This window comes from Streptomyces sp. NPDC045955, assembly GCF_056430805.1.
On the sequence record NZ_JBWKKY010000026.1, the window covers coordinates 12,704 to 38,580 of the forward strand.

General features: G+C 70.8%; 27 protein-coding genes. 7 read left to right on the forward strand and 20 right to left on the reverse strand.

The features are described from left to right. Positions 1-74: 74 nt before the first annotated feature. Complete coding sequence (locus AC07F0_RS34985) at positions 75-923, reverse strand: menaquinone biosynthetic enzyme MqnA/MqnD family protein (protein WP_478983957.1); 849 nt, start codon at positions 921-923, stop codon at positions 75-77. Positions 924-1,242: 319 nt separating this feature from the next. Between AC07F0_RS34985 and AC07F0_RS34990 the strand changes: the two genes are divergently transcribed. Beyond that, complete coding sequence (locus AC07F0_RS34990) at positions 1,243-1,446, forward strand: cold-shock protein (protein WP_003992177.1); 204 nt, start codon at positions 1,243-1,245, stop codon at positions 1,444-1,446. A gap of 262 nt (positions 1,447-1,708) precedes the next feature. Next, the gene (locus tag AC07F0_RS34995; RefSeq protein ID WP_478983958.1) at positions 1,709-2,368 is read left to right on the forward strand and encodes a class I SAM-dependent methyltransferase; all 660 of its coding nucleotides are present in this window, start codon (positions 1,709-1,711) and stop codon (positions 2,366-2,368) included. A gap of 9 nt (positions 2,369-2,377) precedes the next feature. Here the strand turns inward: AC07F0_RS34995 and kstD are convergent, their stop codons facing one another. The 4 genes from kstD to AC07F0_RS35015 form a co-directional block, all read right to left on the reverse strand. Next, on the reverse strand, positions 2,378-4,174 hold the full coding sequence (kstD, locus tag AC07F0_RS35000; protein WP_478983959.1) for a 3-oxosteroid 1-dehydrogenase: 1,797 nt from the start codon (positions 4,172-4,174) through the stop codon (positions 2,378-2,380). Positions 4,175-4,270: 96 nt separating this feature from the next. After that, the gene (locus tag AC07F0_RS35005; protein ID WP_478983960.1) at positions 4,271-5,395 is read right to left on the reverse strand and encodes a sugar ABC transporter substrate-binding protein; all 1,125 of its coding nucleotides are present in this window, start codon (positions 5,393-5,395) and stop codon (positions 4,271-4,273) included. Between the two features lie 106 nt (positions 5,396-5,501). Further along, positions 5,502-7,421: an AMP-dependent synthetase/ligase gene (locus tag AC07F0_RS35010; RefSeq protein WP_478983961.1), complete on the reverse strand. Its 1,920-nt coding sequence runs from the start codon at positions 7,419-7,421 to the stop codon at positions 5,502-5,504. A 230-nt stretch (positions 7,422-7,651) separates the two neighbouring features. Beyond that, positions 7,652-8,935 carry an acetyl-CoA C-acetyltransferase gene (locus AC07F0_RS35015; protein ID WP_478983962.1) on the reverse strand — a complete coding sequence of 428 codons (1,284 nt, stop codon included), beginning with the start codon at positions 8,933-8,935 and terminating at the stop codon, positions 7,652-7,654. Positions 8,936-9,028: 93 nt separating this feature from the next. On the opposite strand from AC07F0_RS35015, the gene AC07F0_RS35020 reads away from it, so the two are divergent. Both AC07F0_RS35020 and AC07F0_RS35025 read left to right on the forward strand, forming a co-directional pair. Further along, on the forward strand, positions 9,029-10,336 hold the full coding sequence (locus AC07F0_RS35020) for a 3-oxoacyl-ACP reductase (RefSeq protein WP_478983963.1): 1,308 nt from the start codon (positions 9,029-9,031) through the stop codon (positions 10,334-10,336). Continuing rightward, positions 10,336-11,202: a MaoC family dehydratase gene (locus AC07F0_RS35025; protein WP_478983964.1), complete on the forward strand. Its 867-nt coding sequence runs from the start codon at positions 10,336-10,338 to the stop codon at positions 11,200-11,202. Before AC07F0_RS35020 ends, AC07F0_RS35025 begins: the two co-directional genes overlap by 1 nt. Here the strand turns inward: AC07F0_RS35025 and AC07F0_RS35030 are convergent. The 9 genes from AC07F0_RS35030 to AC07F0_RS35070 form a co-directional block, all read right to left on the reverse strand. Continuing rightward, a complete protein-coding gene (locus AC07F0_RS35030; RefSeq protein ID WP_478983965.1) occupies positions 11,190-11,879 on the reverse strand; it encodes a TetR/AcrR family transcriptional regulator in 690 nt (229 codons plus the stop codon). The two genes, AC07F0_RS35025 and AC07F0_RS35030, sit on opposite strands and share 13 nt — an antisense overlap. 76 nt (positions 11,880-11,955) lie before the next feature. Beyond that, positions 11,956-13,257 (reverse strand): dicarboxylate/amino acid:cation symporter, encoded by a 1,302-nt coding sequence (locus AC07F0_RS35035; protein ID WP_478983966.1) that lies wholly within the window; start codon positions 13,255-13,257, stop codon positions 11,956-11,958. Positions 13,258-13,319: 62 nt separating this feature from the next. Further along, the gene (locus AC07F0_RS35040; protein ID WP_478984023.1) at positions 13,320-13,397 is read right to left on the reverse strand and encodes a putative leader peptide; all 78 of its coding nucleotides are present in this window, start codon (positions 13,395-13,397) and stop codon (positions 13,320-13,322) included. 164 nt (positions 13,398-13,561) lie between these two features. Then, a complete protein-coding gene (locus tag AC07F0_RS35045; RefSeq protein WP_478983967.1) occupies positions 13,562-13,861 on the reverse strand; it encodes a DUF4229 domain-containing protein in 300 nt (99 codons plus the stop codon). 107 nt (positions 13,862-13,968) lie between these two features. Continuing rightward, entirely contained in the window at positions 13,969-14,493 is a 525-nt protein-coding gene (locus AC07F0_RS35050; protein WP_478983968.1) for an N-acetyltransferase family protein, read from the reverse strand. 16 nt (positions 14,494-14,509) lie between these two features. Continuing rightward, a complete protein-coding gene (locus AC07F0_RS35055; protein WP_399407922.1) occupies positions 14,510-15,160 on the reverse strand; it encodes a UdgX family uracil-DNA binding protein in 651 nt (216 codons plus the stop codon). Positions 15,161-15,253: 93 nt separating this feature from the next. Further along, on the reverse strand, positions 15,254-16,417 hold the full coding sequence (mqnE, locus tag AC07F0_RS35060) for an aminofutalosine synthase MqnE (RefSeq protein WP_399407925.1): 1,164 nt from the start codon (positions 16,415-16,417) through the stop codon (positions 15,254-15,256). Between the two features lie 81 nt (positions 16,418-16,498). Further along, complete coding sequence (locus AC07F0_RS35065; protein ID WP_059424549.1) at positions 16,499-16,954, reverse strand: Lrp/AsnC family transcriptional regulator; 456 nt, start codon at positions 16,952-16,954, stop codon at positions 16,499-16,501. Between the two features lie 79 nt (positions 16,955-17,033). Further along, positions 17,034-17,720 carry a UbiX family flavin prenyltransferase gene (locus AC07F0_RS35070; protein ID WP_478983969.1) on the reverse strand — a complete coding sequence of 229 codons (687 nt, stop codon included), beginning with the start codon at positions 17,718-17,720 and terminating at the stop codon, positions 17,034-17,036. Between the two features lie 90 nt (positions 17,721-17,810). On the opposite strand from AC07F0_RS35070, the gene AC07F0_RS35075 reads away from it, so the two are divergent. After that, positions 17,811-18,413 carry a rhomboid family intramembrane serine protease gene (locus tag AC07F0_RS35075; RefSeq protein WP_399407929.1) on the forward strand — a complete coding sequence of 201 codons (603 nt, stop codon included), beginning with the start codon at positions 17,811-17,813 and terminating at the stop codon, positions 18,411-18,413. Here the strand turns inward: AC07F0_RS35075 and AC07F0_RS35080 are convergent. The 3 genes from AC07F0_RS35080 to AC07F0_RS35090 form a co-directional block, all read right to left on the reverse strand. Continuing rightward, positions 18,410-18,625, reverse strand: coding sequence for a hypothetical protein (locus AC07F0_RS35080; protein WP_478983970.1), 216 nt, complete (start codon positions 18,623-18,625; stop codon positions 18,410-18,412). The two genes, AC07F0_RS35075 and AC07F0_RS35080, sit on opposite strands and share 4 nt — an antisense overlap. 222 nt (positions 18,626-18,847) lie before the next feature. Beyond that, positions 18,848-19,750, reverse strand: a complete 903-nt coding sequence (gene mqnP / locus AC07F0_RS35085) for a menaquinone biosynthesis prenyltransferase MqnP (RefSeq protein ID WP_399407933.1) — start codon at positions 19,748-19,750, stop codon at positions 18,848-18,850. After that, positions 19,747-21,198, reverse strand: a complete 1,452-nt coding sequence (locus AC07F0_RS35090) for a menaquinone biosynthesis decarboxylase (RefSeq protein WP_436727740.1) — start codon at positions 21,196-21,198, stop codon at positions 19,747-19,749. Before AC07F0_RS35090 ends, mqnP begins: the two co-directional genes overlap by 4 nt. 68 nt (positions 21,199-21,266) lie before the next feature. Here AC07F0_RS35090 and AC07F0_RS35095 point away from each other — a divergent pair, with 68 nt between their 5' ends. Next, a complete protein-coding gene (locus AC07F0_RS35095; RefSeq protein ID WP_478983971.1) occupies positions 21,267-21,569 on the forward strand; it encodes a PLD nuclease N-terminal domain-containing protein in 303 nt (100 codons plus the stop codon). A 3-nt stretch (positions 21,570-21,572) separates the two neighbouring features. On the opposite strand, the gene AC07F0_RS35100 is transcribed toward AC07F0_RS35095, so the two are convergent. After that, on the reverse strand, positions 21,573-21,683 hold the full coding sequence (locus tag AC07F0_RS35100) for a DUF397 domain-containing protein (protein ID WP_478984024.1): 111 nt from the start codon (positions 21,681-21,683) through the stop codon (positions 21,573-21,575). After that, on the reverse strand, positions 21,631-22,590 hold the full coding sequence (locus tag AC07F0_RS35105) for a helix-turn-helix domain-containing protein (protein WP_478983972.1): 960 nt from the start codon (positions 22,588-22,590) through the stop codon (positions 21,631-21,633). Before AC07F0_RS35105 ends, AC07F0_RS35100 begins: the two co-directional genes overlap by 53 nt. 105 nt (positions 22,591-22,695) lie before the next feature. Between AC07F0_RS35105 and AC07F0_RS35110 the strand changes: the two genes are divergently transcribed. Beyond that, positions 22,696-23,298 (forward strand): DUF7848 domain-containing protein, encoded by a 603-nt coding sequence (locus tag AC07F0_RS35110; protein ID WP_478983973.1) that lies wholly within the window; start codon positions 22,696-22,698, stop codon positions 23,296-23,298. 51 nt (positions 23,299-23,349) lie between these two features. On the opposite strand, the gene uvrA is transcribed toward AC07F0_RS35110, so the two are convergent. After that, positions 23,350-25,851: an excinuclease ABC subunit UvrA gene (gene uvrA / locus AC07F0_RS35115; RefSeq protein ID WP_478983974.1), complete on the reverse strand. Its 2,502-nt coding sequence runs from the start codon at positions 25,849-25,851 to the stop codon at positions 23,350-23,352. Positions 25,852-25,877 lie beyond the last annotated feature (26 nt).

The following is a 25,877-nucleotide window of genomic DNA, read 5'->3' on the forward strand; positions in this document are numbered from 1 at the left end:
AGGCGCCCGCAGGCCCCCGCCGGACCCCGTACGCGCGCACTCCTCAGCAGAGTAGTGCGGGAGGGCGGCCCCGCTCACGGCTGGAGCAGGTCCACCTTCACGTCCGCGGGGAAGCCGGTCGTGGGGCCGACCCGGCGGGCGAACTCGGCGACCGCCTCCAGCTGCGGGCCGCCGAAGCGGAAGTCGAGGGTCGTGAAGTAGCGGGCGAGGGTCTCCTCGTCGAAGGCCTCCCAGCGGGCGGCCTGCTCGGCGACCTTGCCGACCTCCTCCAGGGACAGGTTGCGCGAGTCCAGGAAGGCCTCGTGCACCTTGCGCGTGATGACCGGCTCGCGCTCCGCGTAGTCGCGGCGCGCCGCCCAGACCGCGAAGACGAACGGCAGGCCCGTCCACTCCTTCCACAGCGCGCCCAGGTCGTGCACGTTCAGGCCGAAGCGCGGGCCGTCGACCATGTTCGCGCGCAGGGCCGCGTCACCGATGAGGACGGCGGCCTCGGCCTCCTGCATCATCAGGCTGAGGTCGGGCGGGCACGTGTAGTAGTCCGGCTGTACGCCGTAGCGCTCGGCGAGGAGCAGCTGGGCGAGGCGGACGGAGGTGCGGGAGGTCGAGCCGAGGGCGACGCGGGCGCCGTCCAGCCGGTCCAGGGGGACCTGCGAGACGATCACGCAGGACATGACCGGGCCGTCGCAGCCGACGGCGATGTCGGGGAAGGCGACGAGGTCGTCGGCGTTCTTGAGGAACTCGACCAGGGTGATCGGACCGATGTCGAGATCGCCCTGCACCAGCTTCTCGCTGAGCTTCTCAGGGGTGTCCTTGGTGAGCTCGAAGTCGAGGAGCGTGCCCGTTCTGGCGAGCCCCCAGTACAAGGGCAGGCAGTTCAGGAACTGGATGTGGCCGACGCGCGGCCGGGTGCGAGGATTGTCCACATCGTGAGGCTAGCCCTCATGGCGTACCGGCCCGCGCCCGGCCCCGCCGTGGGCCCGGGACCTGTCGCCGGCGCCTTCACCGCCAGTCGGCGGACTGTGTTCAAACATTCGGGTGACGTGATCTTGACCCCTATTGCATTCCGGGGCCTGCGTGCTAGGCTCGTCGCAAGTTGCAGTTTGGTTTCCCTTGCAGTACAGAGCCTGCGGAGCATGTGACCGCGGGCTCTCGTCATTCTCAGACGTATGCAGTTGTGCAGAATTCATCTTCACACTTGCTGGTTCTGGAGCAGGGCAACCCTTTTGAGCCCAAGGAGGGCTTATGGCTACCGGAACCGTGAAGTGGTTCAACGCCGAAAAGGGCTTTGGTTTCATCGCCCAGGAGGGCGGCGGCCCCGACGTCTTCGTCCACTACTCCGCGATCAACGCGAGCGGCTTCCGCTCGCTCGAGGAGAACCAGCAGGTGTCTTTCGACGTCACGCAGGGTCCGAAGGGCCCGCAGGCTGAGAACGTCACCCCGGTCTGATCAGTAGTACCCAAGGAGCCCCCCGCCGTAAGGCGGCGGGGCTCCTGCCTTTTGCTCCCCCTTGCCATCCGGTGAATTTCCGGCGAATTCTGGCCGCCCGGCCAGGGCCTGGCCTGGCCCGGGGCCTCGGCCTCGGCCTCGGCCTGGGCACGGCGATCGACGCGGGGGCGGGGACCGGAGCCCGGCAGGCGGACGAGGACCGGGCAGCCGGGACGCCGGAGGAGCCCCACGCGGTGTCAGTGCCCCGCCATAGGCTCGGGGGATGACTGACCTCGACTTTGTGGATGAGACCCGGGTCTTCTACGACGCCGTGGCGGAGGACTACGCCGTCCGCTTCAGTGAGCCGCGCGTGGCGATGCCGTTGGATCTGGGGCTGCTGTACGGGTTCGCGGAGCTCGTGGGTGAGGGGGGCGAGGTCGCCGACCTGGGGTGTGGGCCCGGGCGGGTGACCGCGTATCTGGCGTCGCGGGGGCTGTCCGTGTTCGGGGTGGACCTGTCGGAGTCCATGCTCGCGATCGCCCGGCGTGAGCATCCGGGCCTGCGGTTCGAGCAGGGCTCGATGCTGGAGCTGGAGCTGGCCGACGGCTCGCTCGACGGTGTCGTGTCCTGGTACTCCACCATCCACACCCCGCTCGACCGGCTGCCGTCCGTCTTCGCCGAGTTCCACCGCGTCCTGCGCCCCGGCGGGCATCTGCTCCTCGGCTTCCAGGCCGGTGACGAGCCCCGCCGCTACGAGGAGGCCTTCGGGCACCCGGTGGCGCTGACCTTCCGGCGGCGGCAGCCGGAGCGGATCGCCGCCCTGCTGGAAGCCGCCGGGTTCGCCGTCCGCTCCCGGACCGTCCGGGAGCCCGACGAGGCGCTCGGGGAGCCGGTCCGCCAGGCGTGCCTGGTCGCCCGCAAGCCCCCCGAGCCGGTGTCCTAGGGCCCGTCCCTACAGCACCCCCGCGGCATCCCTCGCCGCGATGTACCCGAACGTCATCGCCGGACCGATCGTCGAGCCCGCGCCCGCGTAACTGTGGCCCATCACCGCCGCGCTGGCGTTGCCCGCCGCGTACAGGCCCGGGATCACCGAGCCGTCGGGGCGCAGGACGCGGGCCCGGGCGTCCGTCCGCATGCCGCCCTTCGTGCCCAGGTCGCCGGGGACGATGCGGAAGGCGTGGTAGGGAGGCAGCCAGAGGGGCGCCAGGCAGGGGTTCGGGAGGACCGACGGGTCCGTGTAGTAGTGGTCGTAGGCGCTGTCGCCGCGGTGGAAGTCGGGGTCCTCGCCCCGCCGTGCCTGGGAGTTGAAGCGGTCCACGGTCGTGCGCAGGGCCGCCGCCGGGACGCCGATCGACGCGGCCAGGGCGTCCAGGGTCCAGGCCTTGTGCGCGGTGCCCGCGTCGTACCAGGCGCCGGGGAGGGGCAGGGCCGGCAGGACGTCCTTGAAGAGGTACCGGTTGCGGTAGTTCTGGTCGACGATCAGCCAGGACGGGATCGCTGGGTCGGTGTCGTGGACGTCGTACATGGTGTGGACGACGTCGCTGTAGGGCGCGGCCTCGTTGACGAAGCGCCTGCCCGACCCGTTCACCAGCAGCCCGCCGGGGAGCGTGCGTTCGGCGAGGCAGAAGTAGGGCTGGCCCGGGACCGGGATCGCCGGGCCCCACCACGCGTCGTCCATCAGGTCGAGCGCCGCGCCGAGCCGCTCGCCCGCCCGGATGCCGTCGCCGGTGTTCTCCTTCGCCCCGACCGTCCACTCCGTGCCGATCGGCCGGCGCTGGTACCGCTCGCGCATCGCCGCGTTGTGCTCGAAGCCGCCGGAGCCGACGATCACGCCCCGGCGGGCGCGGATCAGGCCCGGGGCGCCGTCGCGGGTGACGACGGCTCCGGTGACCCTGCCGTTCTCGACGTGCAGGTCGCTCAAGGGCGTGTTCAGCCATACCGGTACGCCTGCGGAGCGCAGCCCCGCGCGCAGGCCCGCCGCCAGCGCCTGGCCCATCGTCAGGGGCTTCTGGCCGAGCGCCGCGGCCTTCGTGCCGCGGGCCAGGCACTGGGCGGCGACGGCTGCGCCCCGGGCGTTCACGGCGGCCAGGGCCAGCCACTTGTAGTCGGCGCCGAAGACCACCATGCCGGCGGGGACGTCCATGTACGGCGGGTTCAGGCGGGCCAGTTCGGCGCCGAGGAGCGTGCCGTCGAGCTGGTCGGGCTCGATGGAGCGGCCGTTCGGCAGGCCGCCGGGCAGCTCGGGGTAGTAGTCGCTGTAGCCCTCCATCCAGCGGAAGCGCAGGGGGCTGTGGGCCATGACGTAGGAGATCGTCGCCGGGCCGTGGGTGAGGAAGGCGCGCTGCCGGTCCGCGGGGACCTCCGGGCCGACGACGGCGGCGAGGTAGGCGGCGGCCTTGGCCGGAGTGTCGGGGACACCGGCCGCGAGGATCACCGGGTTGTTCGGGATCCAGATCCCGGCTCCGGAGCGGGCGGTCGAGCCGCCGAAGGTCGGGGCCTTCTCCACGACGACGCAGCTCAGGCCCTGCCCGGCGGCGGTCAGCGCGGCGGTCATCCCGGCCGCGCCGGAGCCGATGACGACGACGTCGTACGTGCCGAGCGGGGGTAAGTCGGCGGCGTGGGCACCCTGTTGCACTCCGGCGGCGACCGCGAGGCCGGCACCCGCGGCACCGGCCAGCACTCGTCTTCGGGTGGGAGAGGAAGCAGAAGGGGCAGCAGCCGATGGTGCGGAGTTCATGTCAGTGGTCATGACGTCTCCAGCGCGACGGGACACCTCAAGGGGTGGGGAATGTCGCGCGGGCACCTCGCGAAGTCAAGAGCCAGGCCGTGATGGCCCGTTGGCGGTTCAGTCGAGGCCGATCGCCGCGCAGTCCGCCTTGTACTTCGCCGTGCAGATGTCCTTGACCGTGTAGACCCCGTCCGTGATCACCGTCTCCTTGATGTTGTCCTTGGTGAGGGCGACCACCGGCACCAGCATCGCCGGGATGTTCTTCTGCGTGGGGCTGTCGACGGTGTCCCGGGTCAGCGCGGCGAACTCGATGGAGCGCCCCTGGACCTTGGCCACGGCGATCTTCGCGGCGTTCGTCGCCTCCAGCAGGAAGGACTTGTACACGGTCATGTACTGCTCCCCCGACACGATCCGCTGCACCGCGTCCAGGTTGGCGTCCTGCCCGGTCACCGGCGGGATCGTGGTCGCGCCCGCCTCCTTCAGCGCCTCGATGACGGCGCCCGCCATGCCGTCGTTGGCGGAGTAGACGGCGGCGATGTTGTTCAGCCCGACGGTCCGGATCGCCTTCTTCATGTTGGCCTTGGCGATCGAGGGCTTCCACTCCTTGGTGTCGTACTGCTGGACGATGTCGACCTGCCCCTGGAGCTCGCTGAGCGCGCCGTCCTTGAACCGTGCCGTGTTCGGGTCGGCGGGGTCGCCGTTCATCATGACGACCTTGCTCTTCTCCGCCTTGTCGCCGAGCTCCCCGACGATGGCGCGGCCCTGCACCTGGCCGACGAGTTCGTTGTCGTGGGAGACGTAGGCGTCGATCGGGCCCTCGGCGAGCCGGTCGTAGGCGATGACCGGGATGCCGGCGTCCTTGGCCTTCTGCACGTCGGACGCGATGGTCTTGGAGTTCAGCGCGTCCACCAGGATGACGTCGACCTTGTCGTCGATCATCTTCTGGAACTGCTCGCTCTGTCTGGTCACGCTCGCCTCGGCGTTGGCGTACTCGACCTTGCCCTGGTTCTCGGTGAGCTCGGCGACCTCGCTCTTGATCAGGGGGTAGTCGAACTTCTCGAAGCGTGCCGTGTCCCGGTCGGGCAGCAGCAGGCCCACCGTGATGTCGTTGCCCTTCTTCACGCCCGCGGAGTCGTCACTTCCGCTGCCGCCGCAGGCGGCGAGGGACAGGGCCGCCAGGGAGACCGCCAGGCCTGTGGAGAGGGGACGCACAGTGGCCCGACGGGTGTTACGCGCTTTCACTGGTGGTGCCTTCCGATGGGGGAGCATCGCGACGAGGTGGCAGAAAGCCAACGGCGAGACGCCTTGCGGCGTCAAGGACCCTGTGTGAAGAGATCGCAAAGGTGCCTCACCGCGTGTACAAGGCCTCCACTTCTGCCGCGAAGGCGCGCATCACCGCCTCGCGGCGGAGCTTCATCGACGGGGTCAGGTGGCCGGCTTCCTCGGTGAAGTCCTCCGGGAGGATCGCGAAGCGGCGGATGGACTCGGGGCGGGAGACCATCTTGTTGGCCTCGTCGACGGCACGCTGGAGGACGGAGCGGAGTTCCTCGTCGTCGACGAGGAGTTTGGGCGGTACGGGGTGTTTGCCGTTCATCTGGCGCCAGTGGGTGATGCCCTCCGGGTCCAGGGTGATCAAGGCCGAGACGAAGGGACGGCCGTCGCCCACGACCATGCACTGGGAGATCAGCGGGTGGGAGCGCAGCCAGTTCTCCAGGGGCGCCGGGGCGACGCTCTTGCCGCCCGCGGTGATCAGCAGTTCCTTCTTGCGGCCGGTGATCGTCAGGTAGCCCTCGTCGTCCAGTTCGCCGATGTCGCCCGTGGCGAGCCAGCCGTCGGGGGCGGCGGGTACGACGCCCCCGGCCTGGGGGTCCCAGTAGCCGCGCAGGACGTGGTCGCCGGCGAGGAGGATCTCGCCGTCGGCGGCGATCCGGACGCGGGTGCCGGGCAGGGGCCACCCGACCGTGCCCAGGCGGGGTTTGAGGGGCGGGGTGACGGTCGACGCGCCCGTGGTCTCCGTGAGGCCGTAGCCCTCGAAGATCTCGATGCCGGCTCCGGCGTAGAACGCGGCGAGGCGGCGGCCCAGGGGGGAGCCGCCGCAGATGGCGTAGCGGACCCTGCCGCCCATGGCGTTGCGGATCCGGCGGTAGACGAGGGGGTCGTAGAAGACGCGGGCGGTCCTCAGGGCGCGGGAGGGGCCGGGTCCGGTGCCGGTCTGCTGGGCCTCCATCGCCTCGCCGTAGCGCCGCGCCACCGCCACCGCGCGGTCGAACGACGTCACCCGGCCGCCCGCCTCGGCCTTGGCCCGGGCCACGTTGAAGACCTTCTCCAGCATGTACGGGATGGCGAGCAGACAGGTCGGCCGGAAGCTCGCCAGGTCCGGCAGCAGGTTCTCCGCCTTGATGCTGGGCGCGTGGCCGAGCCGTACGCGGGCGCGGACGCAGGCGATCGCCACCATGCGCCCGAAGACGTGGGACATGGGCAGGAACAGCAGCACCGAGGCCTCTTCGCTGGTCTTGGCCCGGAAGACGGGGTAGAGCAGCTCGATGGCGTTGTCGACCTCGGCGAAGAAGTTGCCGTGGGTGAGCGCGCAGCCCTTGGGGCGGCCCGTGGTGCCGGAGGTGTAGACGAGGGTGGCGAGGGTGTCGGGGCCCAGCATGCCGCGCCGCACCTCGACCTCCTGGTCGGCGAGGTGCGCGCCGGCTTCCGCCAGCCGGTCGATGTGGCCCTTCTCCACGATCCACATGTGCCGCAGGTCGGGCAGGCGTTCGCGCTCCGGGCCGAGTGCGGCGGCCTGCCCGGCGAACTCGGTGACCAGGGCGACAGCGCCGGAGTCCTGGAGGATCCAGCGGGCCTGGAAGACGGATGACGTGGGATAGATGGGGACGGTGACGAGACCGGCCGCCCAGGCGGCGAAGTCCAGGACGGTCCACTCGTAGATCGTGCGGGCCATCACGGCGATCCGGTCGCCGGGCATCAGCCCTTCGGCGATCAGCCCTTTCGCCACGGCCAGCACCTGCTCGGCGAACTGCGCCGCCGTGACGTCGCTCCAGCGCCCGTCGGCGTCCTTGCGGCTGAGCGCCACGGCGTCCGGGTCCGCGCTCGCGTTGTCGAACGGCAGGTCGGCGAGGGACCCGTGGGTCCACGGCGGCGCCAGCGGCGGTACGGACGCCTCCCGCACCGCCCCGTCGAGCCGCCGCGTCTCGGGCTCGACCAGGGCCGGTCCGCCGTAGATGTCGCCGTAGGCGGAGGAGGGATGGGCAGTGGACACGGGCGGCTCCTGGGGCGCGCAGCGAAGGAACTGCTTGCTGCATACGTACGTGCCTCGCACGCCGAGGCGCTCAACCGGTTGAACCCCCAGAAAGGGGTTACTGGCGGTAGGAACGGGATCGTACGGGCCTCACGTGGTGGGTTTGTGCGGGTTGGGGGATGGTCCTGAGCCAGGCCTGTGCATTCTCGGGGGTTACGTGAGGGTCCTTCAGCTTCGGTACGCCGTCGGCCTCAGGCCCGTTCCAGGATCGCCGTCACCCCCTGCCCGCCCGCCGCGCAGACGGAGATCAACCCGCGGGCGGGCGCGTCGCGTTCGGCGAGCAGCTTGGCCAGGGTCGCCACGATCCGGGCGCCGGTGGCGGCGAAGGGATGGCCGGTGGCGAGGGACGAGCCCGCGACGTTCAGCCGGGCGCGGTCCACGGTGCCCAGGCCCCGCTTCTCCCAGGCCGCGAGGGTCGCCAGCACCTGGGATGCGAAGGCCTCGTGGATCTCCACCAGGTCGAAGTCGGCCAGGCCGAGTCCGGCCCGCTCCAGCATGCGCGGCACGGCGTACGCGGGTGCCATGAGCAGCCCGTCCTCACCGCCGGCGACGTCTGAGCCGACGAAGTCGACGGCCGCCGTCTCGTACGCGGTGAGATACGCCAGCGGCTCCAGGCCGCGCTCGCGGGCCCACTCCTCGCTCGCCAGCAGCACGGTCGCCGCCCCGTCCGTCAGCGGGGTCGAGTTCCCGGCCGTCATGGTCGGGTCGGGCTGGTCGAGGCCGAACACCGGCTTGAGGGAAGCGAGTTTCTCCACGGTCGAGCCGGGGCGCAGGTTCTGGTCGCGGGCCAGGCCCCGGAAGGGGATCACCAGGTCCTGGAAGAAGCCGCGTTCGTACGCCGCCGCCAGCCGCTGGTGACTGGCCGCCGCCAGTTCGTCCTGCGCCTCGCGGGCGATGCCCCAGGCGTGGGCGGTGACGGCGGCGTGTTCGCCCATGGACAGTCCGGTGCGCGGCTCGGCGTTGCGCGGGATGTCGGGGACGAGGTGGCCCGGGCGCACCTTCGCCAGGGCCTTCACGCGCCCGCCCAGCGACTTCGCCCTGCGGGCCTCCAGCAGGATGCGGCGCAGGCTGTCGTTGACGCCCAGGGGCGCGTCGCTCGCCGTGTCGGCGCCGCCCGCGACCGCCGATTCGGTCTGGCCGAGGGCGATCTTGTTGGCGGCGGCGATGACGGCCTGGAGTCCGGTGCCGCAGGCCTGCTGGATGTCGTAGGCGGGAGTGGTGGGGTGCAGACGCGAGCCGAGGACCGTTTCGCGGGCCAGGTTGAAGTCGCGGCTGTGCTTGAGGACCGCACCGGCCACGAACTCGCCGACCGCGCCCGGCTCCTGGAGCCCGTACCGCTCGACCAGGCCGTCGAGGGCGGCGGTGAGCATCTGCTGGTTGGAGGCGGTGGCGTAGGGGCCGTCGGAGCGGGCGAACGGGATGCGCGCTCCGCCGACGACCGCCACACGCCGCACCGACATCTTCTGGGGGCTCATCTCGACCGCTCCTCGCCTGTGACGTAGCCTTACCTACGGTAACCTTACTCCAGAGTAAGCAAGTGTGAGCAGTCATCCGAGCTGGGAGTCGCCATGGCCGACCGCTATCTGAGCTTCACCGCCACCGGGCCCGGCCGCTTCCTCACCCGGCGGCTCGGCCTGCCCCAGCCCGCGGCGCTGACCCGCTGGTCCCCCGAGCGGCCGGCCCTCGACGGCGGCGTGCGCCACCTCACCGCCGGCAGGTCCGCCCTCGACCTGGCGCCGGTCCTCGCCCGTACCGGGATCGGCCCGGCGAGCTCGGACCGGGCGGCGGCCGTCGTCCTGGACGCGACCGGCGTACGGGACGTCGAGGGCCTGGCCGAGGTGCACGCGGCCCTGCACCCCGTCGTACGGTCGGTCACCGCGAGCGGACGCGTGGTCCTGCTCGGCGCGCCGCTCGACCCCGCCGACCATCACCAGGCCGCCGCCCAGCAGGCCCTGGAGGGCTTCACACGCTCCCTGGGCAAGGAGATCGGCCGGGGCAGGACCGTGAACATGGTGCGGCTCACGGACACCTCGGCCGCCGAATCCACCCTCCGCTTCCTGCTGTCGCCCAAGTCGGCGTATGTGAGCGGGCAGGTGATCGAGGCCGGGACGGGCGAGGAACCCGCCACCCCCGTCGACCGGGACCGCCCCCTGGCCGGCCGAACCGCCCTGGTCACCGGCGCCGCCCGCGGCATCGGCGAGGCGGTCGCCGAGACGCTCGCCCGGGACGGGGCCCGGGTCGTCGTCCTCGACGTACCGCAGGCCGAGCAGGACGCCCGCCGCGTCGCCGACCGGCTCGGCGGCACCGCGCTGCTCCTCGACATCACCGCCGCCGACGCGGGCACGCGGATCACCGAGGCCCTGCCGGACGGCCTGGACCTGCTCATCCACAACGCGGGCATCACACGGGACCGGCGACTGGTCAACATGCCCGCCGAGCGCTGGATCCCGGTGCTGGAGGTGAACCTGGCGAGCGTGCTGCGCACGACGGACGCGCTGCTGAAGTCCGGGACGCTGAACCGGGGCGGCCGGATCGTGGCGACCGCCTCGATCGCGGGGATCGCCGGCAACGCGGGCCAGACCAACTACGGGGCGAGCAAGGCGGGCATCGTCGGTCTGGTCCGCTCCCTCGCGCCGCGCGCGCTCGCCGAGCACGGGGTGACGGTCAACGCGGTCGCGCCGGGCTTCATCGAGACGAAGATGACGGCCGCCGTCCCGCTGTTCATCCGCGAGGCGGGCCGCCGCATGAACTCCCTCGCGCAGGGCGGCCTTCCGGCCGATGTCGCCGAGACCACCGCCTGGCTCGCGCACCCGGCCTCGGGTGCGGTCAACGGGCAGGTCGTCCGCGTGTGCGGCCAGAGCCTGCTGGGGGCGTGATGACCGACGCCGCTCTCGTCCTCACCGGGTCCCCCTCCCTCGCCCCGCTCCTCGCGCGCGGCGCCCTGCTGTCCCCCTTCAAACGCCCGCGTCCCGACGCGGAGTTCCCGCACACCCGGCTCGTCCTGCCCGGCCTGCGCGTCGACCTCGCGCGGCTGGCGGCGTACGAGCGGGTCTGCGGGTTCCCGACCGGGGAGGACGCGCTGCCGCTGCCCTGTCCGCACGTGCTGGGCTTCCCCCTGGCCATGCGGCTGATGAGCGGCCGGGACTTCCCGCTGCCGCTGCTGGGCCTCGTCCACACGTCGATCACGATGACCCGGCACCGGGCGATGCCGGCCACCGGCGCGTACGAACTCACGGTGTACGTCGAAGGGTTGGCGCCCCACCGGCGCGGCACGGAGGCGACCGTCGTCACCGAGGTGCGTGAGGACGGGGACGTCGTCTGGGAGTCGAGGAGCACCTACCTCGCCCGGCACCGCACCCGACGTCCCGCCGAGGCGCCCCGGGAGGAGGCCGGGACACACCGGGAGGAGATACGGAAACAGCTGCCGGCCGTCGCCGAGTGGCGGCTCGCCGAGGACGTCGGACGCCGGTACGCGGCGGCGTCCGGCGACCGCAACCCGATCCACCTCCACCCGCTCACGGCCCGCCTGTTCGGCTTCCCCCGGGCCATCGCCCACGGCATGTGGACCCTCGCCCGCTGCCTCGCCGCACACGGCACGCCGGAGTCCTGCCACGCACGCGCGCAGTTCCGCGCACCGGTCCTGCTGCCCGGGACGGTGACGTACGCGGCGGAGGACGGCCGGTTCGAACTCCGGGGCCGGGAGGACCGGATCCACCTGACGGGGGAGCTCTACTCCACCTGAGCCCCCGCCCGCTCCTCCGCCTGAGCCCCCGCCAGCTCCTCCGGCGGTGACCACGGCCGCCCCGCCATGAGGTCGCCCAGTCCCGCCCAGGCGAAGTTCATCATCGTGGCCGCGGCCTGGCGGGCGGAGACGCCCGGGGTGGCGTTGGCCCAGGCGGCGAGCGACTCGGCGGCGCCGACCAGGGCCTCGGCGAGGCCGGCGACCTCGCGTTCCGGGAGGTCGGGATCGCGGTGCGCCTCGCGCGCGGCGGCAAGGATCAGCTGGGTCACGAACGCGACGATCTCCTCGCGCATCGCGGCGACCTCGGCGGCGAAGGGCTCGCCGTGCGTACGGGCCTGGAGGTGCAGGACCGACCAGGCGTCCGGGTTGCGCGCGGTGTGCGCGAAGAACGCCCCGAGCCCTTCCCAGAGTTGCCGGTCGGCGGGCAGGTCACGCCGGACACCGGCGCGCACGGCCTCGACGAGCGCCTCGGCCTCGCGGCGGATGCAGGCGGTGAAGAGGTCTTCCTTGGAATTCAGGTACAGGTAGACCAACGGCTTGGACACGCCCGCGAGTTCGGCTATCTCGTCCATCGACGCGGCCCTGTACCCCCGTTGTCCGAAGATCTGCACGGCGGCGTCCAGCATCTGCTGTTCACGGACCGCACGCGGCATCCGCTTGGTCTTCACGGCACCCATACCGCTTAGCGTACGGTCCCCCCGGCCGGCCCTCGGTCGGGAAACCGAGGAGGACCGGCCAGGGGGCGTCGGCGCGTCAGGCCGCGGCGGGGACCTGCTCGGGCTGTGCGTCGCGCGGCTCGTCCAGGGAGGAGCCGTCGGCCGTGGCGTAGGCCGTGCGGTCGAGCAGGTTCTCGCGGGCGGAGACCAGGACCGGGATCAGGGCCTGACCGGCGACGTTGGTCGCGGTGCGGATCATGTCCAGGATCGGGTCGATCGCGAGGAGCAGGCCCACGCCCTCCATCGGCAGGCCGAGGGTGGAGAGGGTGAGGGTCAGCATGACCGTCGCGCCGGTGAGACCGGCCGTGGCGGCGGAGCCGACCACCGAGACGAACGCGATCAGCAGGTAGTCGCCGACCCCCAGCTGGATGTCGAAGATCTGGGCGACGAAGATCGCGGCGATGGCCGGGTAGATCGCGGCGCAGCCGTCCATCTTGGTCGTCGCGCCGAACGGCACCGCGAAGGAGGCGTACTCCTTGGGCACCCCGAGGCGCTCGGTGACCTTCTGGGTCAGCGGCATCGTGCCCACGGACGAGCGGGAGACGAAGGCCAGCTGGATCGCGGGCCAGGCGCCCTTGAAGAACTGGACCGGGTTGGCCTTGGCGACGGTCGCGAGCAGCGCCGGGTAGACGCCGAACAGCACGATCAGGCAGCCGACGTAGATGTCGGCGGTGAACGTCGCGTACTTGCCGATCAGGTCCCAGCCGTAGGTGGCGATGGCGTTGCCGATGAGGCCGACGGTGCCGAGCGGGGCGAGCCGGATGACCCACCACAGCGCCTTCTGCAGCAGTTCGAGGACGGACTCGCTGAGGGTGAGGATCGGCTGGGCCCTCTCACCGAGCTGGAGGGCGGCGATACCGGCGACGGCGGCCATGAAGACGATCTGCAGCACGTTCAGCTCGGTGAACGGCGTGATGACGTCGGTCGGCACGATGCCGGTCAGGAAGTCGATCCAGGAGCCGGTGTCCTCGGGCTTCGCACCGTCCTTGGGGGTGAGACCGGTGCCGGCGCCCGGGTTGGTGACCAGGCCGATGACCAGGCCGATGCTCACCGCGATCAGCGACGTGGCCATGAACCACAGGAGGGTGCGCGAGGCCAGGCGGGCCGCGTTGTTGACCTTCCGCAGGTTGGTGATCGACACCAGGATCGCGAAGAAGACGAGGGGGGCGACGGCGAGCTTCAGCAGGCCGATGAACGTGTCGCCGACCTTCTCCAGGGTCGTGACCAGCCAGGACAGGTCCTGGCTGCGGGCGAGCCAGCCGAGCAGCACACCCAGGACGAGACCGGCGATGATCTGGGCCCAGAAGGGCACCTTGAAGGATTTCGTGTGTGAGGACACGGAATGGCTCCGTTGGGGGACGCGTAGGGACTGACGTGGGAGACGACGGGGGTTGCGTTACGTCAGGGACGACAGGTAGCGGACGCGCACCGACAGAGATCCACGTGCAGGCGCGCCACGAGCAAAGTGCTCAGGGGCATAAGGGGCGCGACTGCTGACTTCATGCCATCGACCTTAACACCTGAACTTTGAGGACCTCAAAGCCTGGCTTTGACAGGCTGAAACACGACCCCACCCACACATGACAAAGCGCCCGGTTTCCGAGCAAGTACGGAAACGGGGCGCTGTACGCCGGTGCGGGCCCTTACGAGGTCTGCCCCTGCACCCGTGACGCGTCGTCGGCGGCGTCCTCCTGGTTGCGGTTGGCCTCCAGGTTGGCCTTCATCCGGTCCACCCGCTGCACGATCTGCACGGACGCCCGGTCCCGCTCCTTGCGCAGCACGACGAAGCTGATCGGCGCGGAGAGCAGCAGGGCGAGCATGACGATCCACAGGCCGTTGCTGGCGCCGAGACCGCGCGGGGCGAGGCCGGAGTAGACGAGACCCCAGACGACCACGAGGCAGCCTGCGAAGATGCCGAGGCGCATCAGCGTGTAGCGGAGCATCTCAATCCACTCTTCCGGTTCGAACGGCCAGAACGCACCCAAAGGGGCACCGTCCAGTGAAGCACGCCGGGCGGCCGATCCTGCAGGGGGGTACGGGGCCGCCGGGTTCAGTTCAGCGGCAGCAGCATGATGATGTCGTCCCGGTCGTCGCCGGGCGCCACCCGGATAGCGCCGGGGACGCGGCCGACCTCCTTGTAGCCGCAGGACTCGTAGAAGCGCTCCAGGCCGAGACCGCCCCGGCAGGTGAGGCGGATCGCCTCGATGCCGTCGAGCCCTCGGGCCGCGTCGGCAGCCGCCGCCAGCAGATCACGCCCGTACCCCTTGCCCTGATGACGGGGATGCACCATGACCGTGTACAGCCACAGCCAGTGCGTCATGAGGTGGTGCGTGTTGAAGGTGAGGAACGCGGTCGCCGCGACGCACCCCTCCTCGTCATGCCCGACGAGCAGCCTGACCTGCCCCTCCGCCATCGACGCGAAGTGCCGCGTCAGCCAGGGACGGATGTCCTCCGGCGTCACCGGCGGCACAAAACCGACGGCCCCGCCCGCGTTGGAGACGTCGGCCCACAGGTCGAGGATGCCGTCACGCAGCTCGGGCGTGACGGCAGGATCGAAGGTGAAGGTAAGGGGCATGCGCCGATTGTAGCTATTACCCCAGGGCTTGCGCCGCCACTTTCAGGTCCGACAGCAGCCCCCGGTACGCCGCCTCCCGGTCGTCCGCCCGCAGCACCGACGACGGATGCACCGTCGGCACCAGCCGCTCCGGCCGGCCATGGATCTCCTCCTCCAGCACCGTGCCCCGCACCTGTGTGACCCGGAAGGAGGACCCGAGCAGCGCCTTCCCGGCGGTCGCCCCGAGTACGACGATCAGCTCCGGCTCCACCACCGCGAGCTCGGCGGCCAGCCAGGGGCCGCACGCGGTCATCTCCCGCAGGCTGGGCGCCTTGTGGATCCGGCGCTTGCGCGGCTCGGCCTGGGTGAACTTGAAGTGCTTGACCGCGTTGGTGACGTAGGCCTCGGAAGGATCGATGCCCGCCTCCTCCAGGGCCCGGTCCAGAAGCCGCCCGGCGGGCCCGACGAACGGCTTCCCCTGCCGGTCCTCCTGGTCCCCGGGCTGCTCCCCCACGAGCATGACGCGAGCGTCCTTGTTCCCGTCCCCGAACACGGTCTGGGTGGCGTCCCGGTGCAAGGGACACCCCCGACACTCGGCAGCGGCCCGCCGCAGAGCAGCCAACCCACCGCGATCGGGAACGAACGGTTCAGCGGTATAGGCGTCCTCAGGCGCCTTGATGGCAACCATGCCCTCCGGGTACCCCACCTAGGGGCGCGGGACCCTGTCGAAATGCGGCTTCGCCGCGGGGCGCGACCAGCCCCCACGCACCCGCACCCGAAATCACACCCGCATAGGCTGCGGCGACTCCCGAAGCTCCGGGTCGGGACCCTCGTACTCCCGAATGATCTCGTACCGCGTATTCCGCTCCACCGGCCGGAACCCCGCATCGCGAATGAGATCCAGCAGGTCCTCACGGGTCAGCTTGTTCGGCGTACCGAAGTTGTCCGCGTCATGCGTGATCTTGTACTCGACGACAGAACCGTCCATGTCATCGGCACCGTGCTGCAACGCCAGCTGCGCGGTCTGCACGCCGTGCATGACCCAGAAGACCTTCACATGCGGCACGTTGTCGAACAGCAGCCGCGACACGGCGAAGGTCTTCAGCGCCTCCGCACCCGTCGCCATCTGCGTCCGCGCCTGAAGGCGATTGCGCACCTTCCCGTCCTGCATGTCGACGAAGTCGTGCTGGTACCGCAGCGGAATGAAGACCTGGAAACCCCCGGTCTCGTCCTGCAGCTCACGCAGCCGCAGCACGTGATCCACCCGGTGCCGCGGCTCCTCGATGTGGCCGTACAGCATCGTGCAGGGGGTCTTCAGACCCTTCTCGTGCGCGAGCCGGTGAATGCGGGACCAGTCCTCCCAGTGGGTGCGGTGGTCCACGATGTGCTGCCGGACCTCCCAGTCGAAGATCTCCGCACCGCCGCCGGTCAGCGACTCCAGCCCCGCGTCGATCAGCTCGTCCAGGATCTCGGACGCGCTCATCCCGGAGATGGTCTCGAAGTGGTGGATCTCGGTCGCCGTGAAGGCCTTCAGCGAGACGTGCGGCAGCGCGGCCTTCAGCTCCCGCAGGGAGCGCGGGTAGTAGCGCCACGGCAGGTTCGGGTGCAGCCCGTTGACGATGTGCAGCTCGGTGAGGTTCTCGCTCTCCATCGCCTTGGCGAGCTTGACGGCCTCCTCGATGCGCATCGTGTACGCGTCCTTCTCCCCCGGCTTGCGCTGGAAGGAGCAGTACGCGCAGGAGGCCGTGCACACGTTCGTCATGTTGAGGTGACGGTTGACGTTGAAGTGCACGACGTCGCCGTTCTTGCGCGTGCGCACCTCGTGTGCGAGGCCGCCGAGCCAGGCCAGGTCGTCCGACTCGTACAGCGCGATGCCGTCCTCACGGGTCAGCCGCTCACCGGAACGGACCTTTTCCTCCAGCTCGCGCTTGAGCCCGACGTCCATGTGCACACCTTTCTCCGACAGCCCGACCAACCGTACTCGCCCACGCTTCGGGCGAGGGGACCCCCATACGGCGCTACGCGCCTACGCCTCTTCCGGCAGCTCGCCGACCCGGTTCTCCCACTTGGTGGAGAGCACGATGGTCGTACGCGTGCGGGACACGCCCTTCGTGCCGCTCAGCCGCCGGATGATCTTCTCCAGGCCGTCCACGTTCTCCGCCCGCACCTTGAGCATGTACGAGTCGTCTCCCGCGATGAACCAGCAGTCCTCGATCTCCGAGAGGTCCCGCAGCCGCTGGGCCACGTCCTCGTGGTCGGTGGCGTCGGAGAGCGAGATGCCGATGAGCGCGGTGACGCCGAGGCCGAGCGAGGCGGCGTCGACGGTGGCCCGGTAGCCGGTGATGACACCGGCCGCCTCCAGCCGGTTGATGCGGTCGGTGACGCTGGGTCCCGACAGTCCGACGAGGCGTCCCAGCTCCGCGTAGGAGGCCCGGCCGTTCTCCCTCAGGGCCTGGATGAGCTGCCTGTCCACCGCGTCCATTGCGATCGAAGCCTTCCGCTGAAGTTGTCTGAAAAGTCTGTGGTTGTGATGACGTACAGATGCCGTGCAGGGGCGTGGCTCAGTCGGCGCGCTGTGATCCGCCGCCGAGCTCACCTTGCCAACGGCGGTAGAGCCGGTGCGGCACGCCCGCCGCGTCGAGTACGCGTCCGGCGACGAAGTCCACCAGGTCCTGGATGTGCGTCGCGCCCGCGTAGAAGGCGGGTGAGGCGGGCACGACGGTCGCGCCCGCGTCGTCGAGGGTGACCAGGTGCCGCAGGGTCTGGCCGTTCAGCGGGGTCTCGCGTACGGCCACGATCAGCTTGCGTCCCTCCTTCAGGGTCACGCTCGCCGCCCGTTGCAGCAGGTCCTTCGACAGCCCGAGCGCGACCCCGGCCACGCTCGCGGTCGAGGCGGGCACGATCAGCATGCCCTTGGTGGGGTACGACCCCGAGGAGGGTCCGGCGGCCAGGTCGCCGGCGCTCCAGTGCCGTACGGCGCCGATGTCCACGGAGAACGTGCCGGGCTTGCCGTCGGCGCCCCGGGACAGCCATTCGCGCAGGTCGTCCTGCCAGTGGGCGTCCCGGAAGGAGATCCCGGTCTCGTCGAGCAGGGTGAGGCGGGAGGCCCGGGACACCACGAGGTCGACGCTCTCGCCGGCGGCGAGGAGCGCCCGCAGTACGGCAGCGGCATACGGGGTGCCGGAGGCGCCGGACACCCCTACGATCCAAGGCGTACGCGGTGTCTCGCCTGGCTTGACTGGGTTCACAACACCGAGCCTATCCGGCGTCGCAGGGTGGGAACCGGCCAAGGGGGGCGGGGCGTTCCCCGGAGGGACGAGCGAGCACTGGGGGTCGCCATGTCGGGTGCCGGAGCGGGTTGGTCGCGCGGCGACCGTGCGATGGCCGCGGGCAAGCTGATGCTGGCCTGGATCGCGCTGCTGTGGCTGCTGGAAGTGGTGGACGTGGTGAGCGGCCACGCGCTGGACGGCCTCGGCGTCACCCCGCGCAGCCCGTCCGAGCTGGTCGACGTCGTGCCGTCGGCGTTCATCCACTTCGGCTTCGCCCATCTGGCCGCGAACACGGTGCCGCTGCTGGTCCTCGGCTTCCTCGCCGCGCTGGCGGGCCTGCGGCGTTTCCTGCTGGTCTGCGCGCTGATCGTGCTCGTCGACGGCCTGGGCGTCTGGCTCATAGCCCCGGCCCACACCAACACGGCGGGCGCGTCCGGCCTGATCTTCGGCCTCTTCGGCTTCCTCCTGGTCAGCGGCTTCGTCGAGCGCCGCCCCTGGGGAGTCCTGGTCGGCATCCTGATCGCCGCGATCTGGGGCGGCTCGATCCTCTCGGGCCTGGCCCCCACCCAGACGGGCATCAGCTGGCAGGGCCACCTGCTGGGCCTGCTGGCGGGGGTGGCGGCGGCGTTCCTGCTCCGCCGCCCGACAGCGAGCCGAGCGCTCGCGCCTTAGGAACGCGCCTTCGGGTCCACCGGGAGCCGGGCGGTGGGGATCGACAGCTTGCCGAGCGGGGAGTCGACGGCCATTTCGGGGCCGTACGAGATGGTGTCGCGACCTCGGTAGCCGTCGGGGCCGGGGTTCCACATGGTCACGACGTGGCCCTTGAGCGGAGCGAGCACGAGGTAGTTGGCGATGCCCCGCGAGGCGTACCACCGGGGCTTCATCTCGTAGTCCGCCGAAGGGGAGCAAGACGTTGCTGACGACGTCCCACCCTGGCGGCAGCTGCGGCTCGACGATCGCCCACAGGCGCTGGACGGTCTCCCCGTCGAACGGCCTCACCGGGCTCGTGACGACGCTGCCTTCGACGATCTCCGTATGAAACCCCGGGAACGCGTCCTCGAAGCGGGCGAGCTGGGCACGGAGACGGCCCAGGGGCGGCACCGTAACTACACGGTCAGGCCGCGAACCAAGAGATCCAGCAGCGCGCACACGAACAGGGCAATGCCGATGAAGCCGTTGACGCTGAAGAACGCGCGGTTCACTCGGGACAGGTCGTGGGGGCGGACGATGGTGTGTTCGTAGAGGAACGCGGCGGCGACGATCAACAGGCCCAGCCAGAAGAAGGCGCCGGCGCCGGTGGTGAGGGCGTACCAGACGAACAGGGCCGTCGTGAGGGCGTGGCAGACGCGGGCGCCCCAGATCGCCGCCGGGATGCCGAAGCGGGCCGGGACGGACATGACGCCGATCTCGCGGTCGGTCTCGACGTCCTGGCAGGCGTAGATCAGGTCGAAGCCGCCGATCCAGATGCCGACGGCGAGGCCGAGGATCACCGCGTCCCAGGACCAGGAACCCGTGACGGCCAGCCAGCCGCCGACCGGGCCCATCGACTGCGCGAGGCCCAGGATGGCCTGCGGGAAGTTCGTGAACCGCTTGCCGTACGGGTAGACCACCATCGGGATCACCGCGACGGGGGCCAGGGCCAGGCACAGCGGGTTGAGCAGGGCCGCCGCGCCGAGGAAGACGACCAGGGCGATCAGGGCCCCGGTCCAGGCGTGCCGTACCGACATCGCGCCGGTCACCAGTTCGCGGTGCGCCGTGCGCGGGTTACGGGCGTCGATCTCGCGGTCGATGATCCGGTTGACCGCCATCGCGAAGGTCCGCAGCCCGACCATGCAGATGGTGACCAGCAGCAGCCGGCCCCAATGGACGTTCTTGTCCCACTGGTACATCGCCGTGAGCGCGGCGATGTAGGCGAAGGGCAGCGCGAAGACCGAGTGCTCGATCATCACCAGCCGGAGGAACGCCTTCGTGCGTCCCGGCTGCGGGATCGCCGCGGAAGCGGAAGTCACAGCCCATACTCCTTCCAGCGGCGGTCCACCTTCGCCGCGGTCTCCGGATCGGACTCCACCATGTCGGGCCAGCCGCCGTCACGCGTGTAGCCCTCCTCGGGCCACTTCCTCGTCGCGTCGATACCGGCCTTGCCGCCCCAGAACTGCTGGTAGGAGGCGTGGTCGAGGTGGTCGACCGGCCCCTCGACGATGCTCAGGTCGCGGGCGTAGTCCGTGTTGCCGAGCGCCCGCCAGGCGACCTCGTGCAGGTCGTGGACGTCGCAGTCGGAGTCGACGACCACGATCAGCTTGGTCAGCGACATCATGTGCGCGCCCCAGATGGCGTGCATGACCTTCTGCGCGTGCTTGGGGTACTTCTTGTCGATCGAGACGATCGCGCAGTTGTGGAAACCGCCCGCCTCCGGCAGGTGGTAGTCCACGATGTCCGGCACGATGATCTTCAACAACGGCAGGAAGAAGCGTTCCGTCGCCCGGCCGAGCGGTCCGTCCTCCGTCGGCGGCCTGCCCACGACGATCGACTGGAGCAGGGGCCGCTTCCGCATCGTCACGCAGTCGATCTTCAGCGCGGGGAAGGGTTCCTGCGGCGTGTAGAAGCCGGTGTGGTCGCCGAAGGGGCCCTCGGGCAGCATCTCGCCCGGCTCCAGCCAGCCCTCGATCACGACTTCCGCCTGCGCCGGCACCTGGAGCGGCACGGTCTTGCAGTCGACCATCTCGATCCGCTTGCCCGCGAGGAACCCGGCGAACAGGTACTCGTCGATGTCCCCGGGGAGGGGGGCCGTGGAGGCGTACGTGACGGCGGGCGGGCATCCGAAGGCGATCGCGACCGGCAGCCGCTCTCCTCGCCTGGCCGCCACCTGGTAGTGGTTGCGGCTGTCCTTGTGGATCTGCCAGTGCATGCCGATCGTGCGCTTGTCGTGGCGCTGGAGGCGGTACAGCCCGAGGTTGCGGATGCCCGTCTCCGGGTCCTTGGTGTGGGTGAGCCCCAGGTTGAAGAAGGAGCCGCCGTCCTTCGGCCAGGTGAACAGGGCCGGGAGCTGGTCCAGGTCGACGTCGTCCCCGGTGAGGACGACCTCCTGCACCGGGCCCTCCTTCACCTTCTTCGGCGGTACGTGCGTCATCGCGCCGAGCTTCCCGAAGGCCTCGCGCACGCCGACGAAGCCGTGCGGCAGCTCGGGCTTCAGCAGCCCGCCGATCCGCTCCGAGATCTCGCCGTACGACTTCAGGCCCAGCGCCTTCAGCAGGCGCCGGTCCGTGCCGTACACGTTCATCGCGAGCGGCATGCGCGACCCGCGTACGTTCTCGAAGAGCAGGGCGGGACCGCCGGCCTTCTGCACCCGGTCGACGATCTCCCCGACCTCCAGATACGGGTCGACCTCGGCCTTGATGCGCTTGAGGTCGCCCTCGCGCTCCAGAGCCCTGAGCAGGGAGCGAAGATCGTCGTAAGCCATGCGGTCCAGTATCCCCGAGCCGCTACCCTGGCCCTGAACCGCCCACCCGCTTTGCTGAGAGGCCGCGCATGCTCCGGGTACTGATGTTCCTCGTACCGCTGGCGCTGAGCGTGTACGCGTTCATCGACTGCATCAGCACGAAGGACGACGAGATCCGGCACATGCCCAAGCCGCTGTGGGCGATCCTCGTGCTGCTGTTCCCGCTCGTGGGCTCGATCTCCTGGCTCATCGCCGGGAAGAAGCGGAGCGGAGTCGCCGGCGGCGGCCGCCCCCGGCCCCGGCAGTGGGTCGCGCCCGACGACAACCCCGACTTCCTGAAGTCCCTCGACGAGGAGAAGCGGGACGACGACCCCAAGCGGGACGAGCCGTAGTCCTCAGAGGGCGGCTGTGAACGCCGACCAGGCGGACCGGGTGACGAGCAGGACCGGTCCGTCAGGGGTTTTGCTGTCGCGGACGGGGACGGTGTCGGGGAAACCGGGGGCTATTTCCACGCAGTTGCCGCCGTTGTCGTCGCTGTAGCTGCTCTTGATCCATTGCGCCGCGCAGAGCTCGTACCGGTCCATGATGCTCGTACCCCTCCATCGCGTCGCTGATCAGGGCGACGGATTCGCGGGCTGACGGGATGTCGGCCCTGAGCACATCATAGGTCTGGGAATGCCGCTGGTAGACGGCCGGATCGTTGTTGAAGTGGCCACGGTCCAGGGACTCCGAGTACACCCATCGCTCGTCAGCCAGTTCGATCAGCGACATGGATCCTCGGGGCCGGACGAGCCCGAAAGCGTCTGACGGGGCTACCTGGATACGGATGTTCCGGCGCTGCCCGACCGCCAGCAGGTGCGCGCACTGCTCACGCATGACCTCCCGGCTGCCGACACCGTTGCGCAGGCAGCTCTCGTCGAGGATGACGACGTACAGCGGACCGCCGTCGGCCAGGAAGCGTTGCTGTCGGCTCAGACGAGCCCGGACGCGTGAGTCCACCTCCTCGGCATCCGCGCCACGTCGGCTGAACAGCGCACGGGCGTAGTCCGCTGTCTGCAACAACCCCGGAATCACTCGCTCCTGGTACTCCCGCAAGGCGACGGCCACCTCGTCCATCTCCGCCCGCCGTCGAAACCAGTCAGGATGCTCCACCTGCGGATACCAGTCGATCCGCCCCCACAACCGCAGCAACACCCCGCCCGTGCCCAGAAGTTCGTCGCACTTCTTCGCGAAACCCTCCTGCGGAACCCTCGTGCCCGCCTCCACCCGCGCCACGTGCGAGCGGTCGCACGGGATCTGCCGCGCCAGACCCTCCTGCGTGAGCAGCGCCGCCTCGCGGAAATGCCGCAGCACCTCGCCGAACACGGCCGCCGTGCTCGCCCCCGACTCCGCCCCGCCGTTCCGTCGGCTCACGGCCTCCCCCTCCGTGACAGTGCACCGGTGTCACACGCCAAGCATTGAACCGGACCGTTCCCCTACGCAACGCTCGATACACCCAGAGTTACGGAGGTGCACGGGATGGAACCGGGAACGCTCGTCTACGACCCTGCGACGGGCAAGGTCGGCGAGTATCAGGACAACACCGGCCCGTATGTGATGCTGCGCCCGGTCGGCGGCGGCCGGGAGTGGCAGGCGGACCCGGCGCGGATCCGGGCGGCCACCCTGGAGGAACGGCTCAGCGCGGGCGTACGCGCGGCCAACGACCGTTCCCGGGAAGGGCTGGCCGACCCGGCCCGGCCCCCCGTGCCCGTGCCCGGGTGCGCGGTGTGCGAGGAACTGGCCGTCCGCCGGGACCAGGCACGGGCCGCGTTCGACGGGAGTGCCGTGACGGACGCGAACGTGCTGCTGCGCCAGCATCAGCGCAAGGAGCACGGCGGGCAACCGGCGGGGCGCCGGATCTTCCGGTACCTGCCGTACTCGATCGTGCAGGACGCGTCGGCGCTGCCGGAGTATCAGGCGTACTGCGTCTCGGGAGAGGAGGAGGACTGCGGGGCGAGTTCGGGACCGCGCCAGGCCCCGGCCCAAGTGGAGGAGTGGCAGCGCAGGCACACCCAGGAGACGGGGCACCTGCGCTACCGCCGCAGCTTCGCGGACTACGCGGTGCTGGAGAGGCAGGGCTGACGGGGTACGACGCCGCCGAGGAAGCGGGCGATCCCGAGGACCCTGCGCAGGTCACCCAGCCAGAAACCCGCCGGTCCGCGACGCCTGCACGGCCGCCACCTCACGCGGGGTCCCCTCGGCCACCACCCGGCCCCCGTCGGCCCCGCCGACCGGCCCGAGGTCGATCAGCCAGTCCGACGCCCGCATGACATCGACGTTGTGCTCGATGGTGAGGACGGAGTGCCCCGCGTCCACGAGCCGTTGGAGCACGTCCAGCAGCCGCGCCGAATCCGCCGCGTGCAGGCCGGTCGTCGGCTCGTCGAGGACGTAGAGCGTCCGGTCGGCGGCCCGGCGGCCCAGCTCCTTCGCCAGCTTGAGGCGCTGGGCCTCGCCTCCGGACAGCGTGGGCGCGGGCTGTCCCAGCGGCAGGTAGCCGAGGCCCACGTCCGCCATGCGCCGCAGTCGGCCGGCCACGTGGGGAACGTCCCGGAACACTCCGAGCGCCTCGTCCACCGTCGCAGCCAGCACCTCGGCGATGTCGTACCCCTGGTACCGCACTTCCAGCACCTCGGGCCGGAAGCGGCGGCCCCGGCAGGACGGGCAGCGCACCTCCACGGCCGGGAGGAAGTGCATCCGTACGGTGAGCACGCCCGCGCCCTCACAGCGTTCGCAGCGTCCGCCCGGCACGTTGAAGGAGAACCGGCCCGCTGTCAGGCGTCCTTCGCTGCTCGCGGCGAAGACCTCCCGGATCGGGGTGAAGACGTCCGAGTACGTCGCGGCGTTGGAGCGCGGGACGCGGCTGATCGGCTCCTGGTCGATGAGGACCGCCTTGGACAGGTGCTCCCAGCCGTCTATGCCGTCGTGTTCGGCCGGGAGTTCTCCGGCCCCGTGGAAGTGGCGGCGGGCGGCCCGGCCCAGGATGTCCAGCAGCAGCGTCGACTTGCCCGAGCCGGACGGGCCCGTGACCGTCACCAGGCGGTTCAGCGGGATCCGTACGGTCACGTCCTTGAGGTTGTGGGCCCGGGCCCCCCGGATCACGATCGCCGAGGTGCTGTCGCCGCGGCCACGGCTCGCGGGCGCGGGCAGCCGGCCCGACAGATACGCGCCGGTCACCGAGGACTCGGCCCGGGCCACCTCCTGCGGCGTCCCGGCCGCCACGATCCGGCCGCCGTCGCGGCCCGCCCCCGGGCCGACGTCCACCACGTGGTCCGCCGCCCGCAGCACCTCCAGGTCGTGCTCGACGACCAGCACGGTGTTGCCCAGGTCGCGCAGGCGGCGCAGGACGCCGATCAGGCGGGAGGTGTCCGAGGGGTGCAGGCCGATGGTCGGCTCGTCGAGGACGTACAGCACGCCGGTCAGGCCGGAGCCGAGCAGTGCGGCCAGCCGCAGCCGCTGGGTCTCCCCGGCGGAGAGGCTCGGCGTGGACTGCTCCAGGCTGAGGTAGCCGACCCCGACGTCCACCAGACGCCGTACCCGCTCCTCCAGGTCGGCGACGACCGGCTCCGCGAGCAGCCACTCGTCCCCGGCCGAGCCCTCCTTCAGGCCGGCCAGCCAGCCGACGAGTTCGGTGAGCGGCAGGCGTGCCGCCTCGACGATCGTCAGTCCGCGCACGTCCACCGCCCGGCTCTCGGGCCGCAGCCGGGTGCCCTCGCACTCCCCGCAGGGCTGCTTCACCAGGCCCTGCTTCTCGGCCCGTTCGCGGTACTCGGGGTCGTCGGCGCGCTCGGTGTAGCGCCGCAGCAGCGCCGTCGCGACCCCTTCGAAGCGGCCCGCCGCCACGGTCGTCGGCGCGTCGACGTCCGGGAAGTGCCGCCGGAACTCGGAGCTTTCGACGCCGTACACCAGCAGGTCCCGCTGCGGCTCGCCCAGTTCGTCGACCGGGAGGTCCGGGTCGAAGGTGAAGCCGTAGTGGCGGGCGGCGGCCCGCAGCGCGGTGAGGTTCCACTCGGTGAGCTTCGGGTTCCAGCCCCGTACCGCGCCTTCGGCCAGCGAGCGGGAGCCGTCGACCAGGCGCCGTACGTCGGGCCGGATCACCTCGCCGAGGCCGGTGCAGGACGGGCAGGCGCCGGCGGGCTTGTTGAAGGAGAAGGAGCCCATCACCAGCTCGGGCACGAGCGTGCCGCAGTGCGGGCAGGGGATGTGCTCGCCCTCGGCGTCGTCGTCGGCCGCGGTGGCCTCGGCGGCGTTCGCGTACGACGGCGGGATGCTCTTGCCGCAGCCGGGGCAGGGGCGGGACCCGATCCGCGACCACAGCAGGCGGAGGTAGGTGAAGACCTCGGTGACCGTGCCGACCGTGGAGCGCGGGCTGCGGTTGGTGAGGTGCTGGTCGACGCTGATGGACGGGGACAGGCCGCTGATCGAGTCGACGGCGGGTTTGCTGACGAAGCCGGTGACCATGCCCAGCGACTCCAGGTACTGCCGCTGGCCCTCCTGGTGGAGGGTGTCGAAGGCGAGGGTGGACTTGCCGGATCCGGACAGGCCGGTCAGGACGACCAGCTTGTTCTTCGGGACGGAGAGGGAGACGTTCTTGAGGTTGTGGAGGCGGGCGCCGGTGACCCGGATGCTGTTGTCCATTCCTTCAAGTCTTCCATTGAAGTGCG

Coding starts and splice junctions, on each gene's coding strand:
- AC07F0_RS34990 (WP_003992177.1), top strand. CDS start 1,243: ATGGCTACCGGAACCGTGAAGTGGTTCAACGCCGAAAAGGGCTTTGGT.
- AC07F0_RS35030 (WP_478983965.1), bottom strand. CDS start 11,879: ATGGGTGCCGTGAAGACCAAGCGGATGCCGCGTGCGGTCCGTGAACAG.
- AC07F0_RS35050 (WP_478983968.1), bottom strand. CDS start 14,493: ATGCCCCTTACCTTCACCTTCGATCCTGCCGTCACGCCCGAGCTGCGT.
- AC07F0_RS35110 (WP_478983973.1), top strand. CDS start 22,696: ATGGAACCGGGAACGCTCGTCTACGACCCTGCGACGGGCAAGGTCGGC.
- kstD (WP_478983959.1), bottom strand. CDS start 4,174: ATGACCACTGACATGAACTCCGCACCATCGGCTGCTGCCCCTTCTGCT.
- AC07F0_RS35065 (WP_059424549.1), bottom strand. CDS start 16,954: ATGGACGCGGTGGACAGGCAGCTCATCCAGGCCCTGAGGGAGAACGGC.
- AC07F0_RS35080 (WP_478983970.1), bottom strand. CDS start 18,625: ATGAAGCCCCGGTGGTACGCCTCGCGGGGCATCGCCAACTACCTCGTG.
- AC07F0_RS35090 (WP_436727740.1), bottom strand. CDS start 21,198: ATGGCTTACGACGATCTTCGCTCCCTGCTCAGGGCTCTGGAGCGCGAG.
- AC07F0_RS35055 (WP_399407922.1), bottom strand. CDS start 15,160: ATGGTTGCCATCAAGGCGCCTGAGGACGCCTATACCGCTGAACCGTTC.
- AC07F0_RS35015 (WP_478983962.1), bottom strand. CDS start 8,935: ATGAGCCCCCAGAAGATGTCGGTGCGGCGTGTGGCGGTCGTCGGCGGA.
- AC07F0_RS35040 (WP_478984023.1), bottom strand. CDS start 13,397: ATGCCCCTGAGCACTTTGCTCGTGGCGCGCCTGCACGTGGATCTCTGT.
- uvrA (WP_478983974.1), bottom strand. CDS start 25,851: ATGGACAACAGCATCCGGGTCACCGGCGCCCGCCTCCACAACCTCAAG.
- AC07F0_RS34995 (WP_478983958.1), top strand. CDS start 1,709: ATGACTGACCTCGACTTTGTGGATGAGACCCGGGTCTTCTACGACGCC.
- AC07F0_RS35075 (WP_399407929.1), top strand. CDS start 17,811: ATGTCGGGTGCCGGAGCGGGTTGGTCGCGCGGCGACCGTGCGATGGCC.
- AC07F0_RS35045 (WP_478983967.1), bottom strand. CDS start 13,861: ATGCTCCGCTACACGCTGATGCGCCTCGGCATCTTCGCAGGCTGCCTC.
- AC07F0_RS35095 (WP_478983971.1), top strand. CDS start 21,267: ATGCTCCGGGTACTGATGTTCCTCGTACCGCTGGCGCTGAGCGTGTAC.
- AC07F0_RS35025 (WP_478983964.1), top strand. CDS start 10,336: ATGACCGACGCCGCTCTCGTCCTCACCGGGTCCCCCTCCCTCGCCCCG.
- AC07F0_RS35020 (WP_478983963.1), top strand. CDS start 9,029: ATGGCCGACCGCTATCTGAGCTTCACCGCCACCGGGCCCGGCCGCTTC.
- mqnE (WP_399407925.1), bottom strand. CDS start 16,417: ATGGACGTCGGGCTCAAGCGCGAGCTGGAGGAAAAGGTCCGTTCCGGT.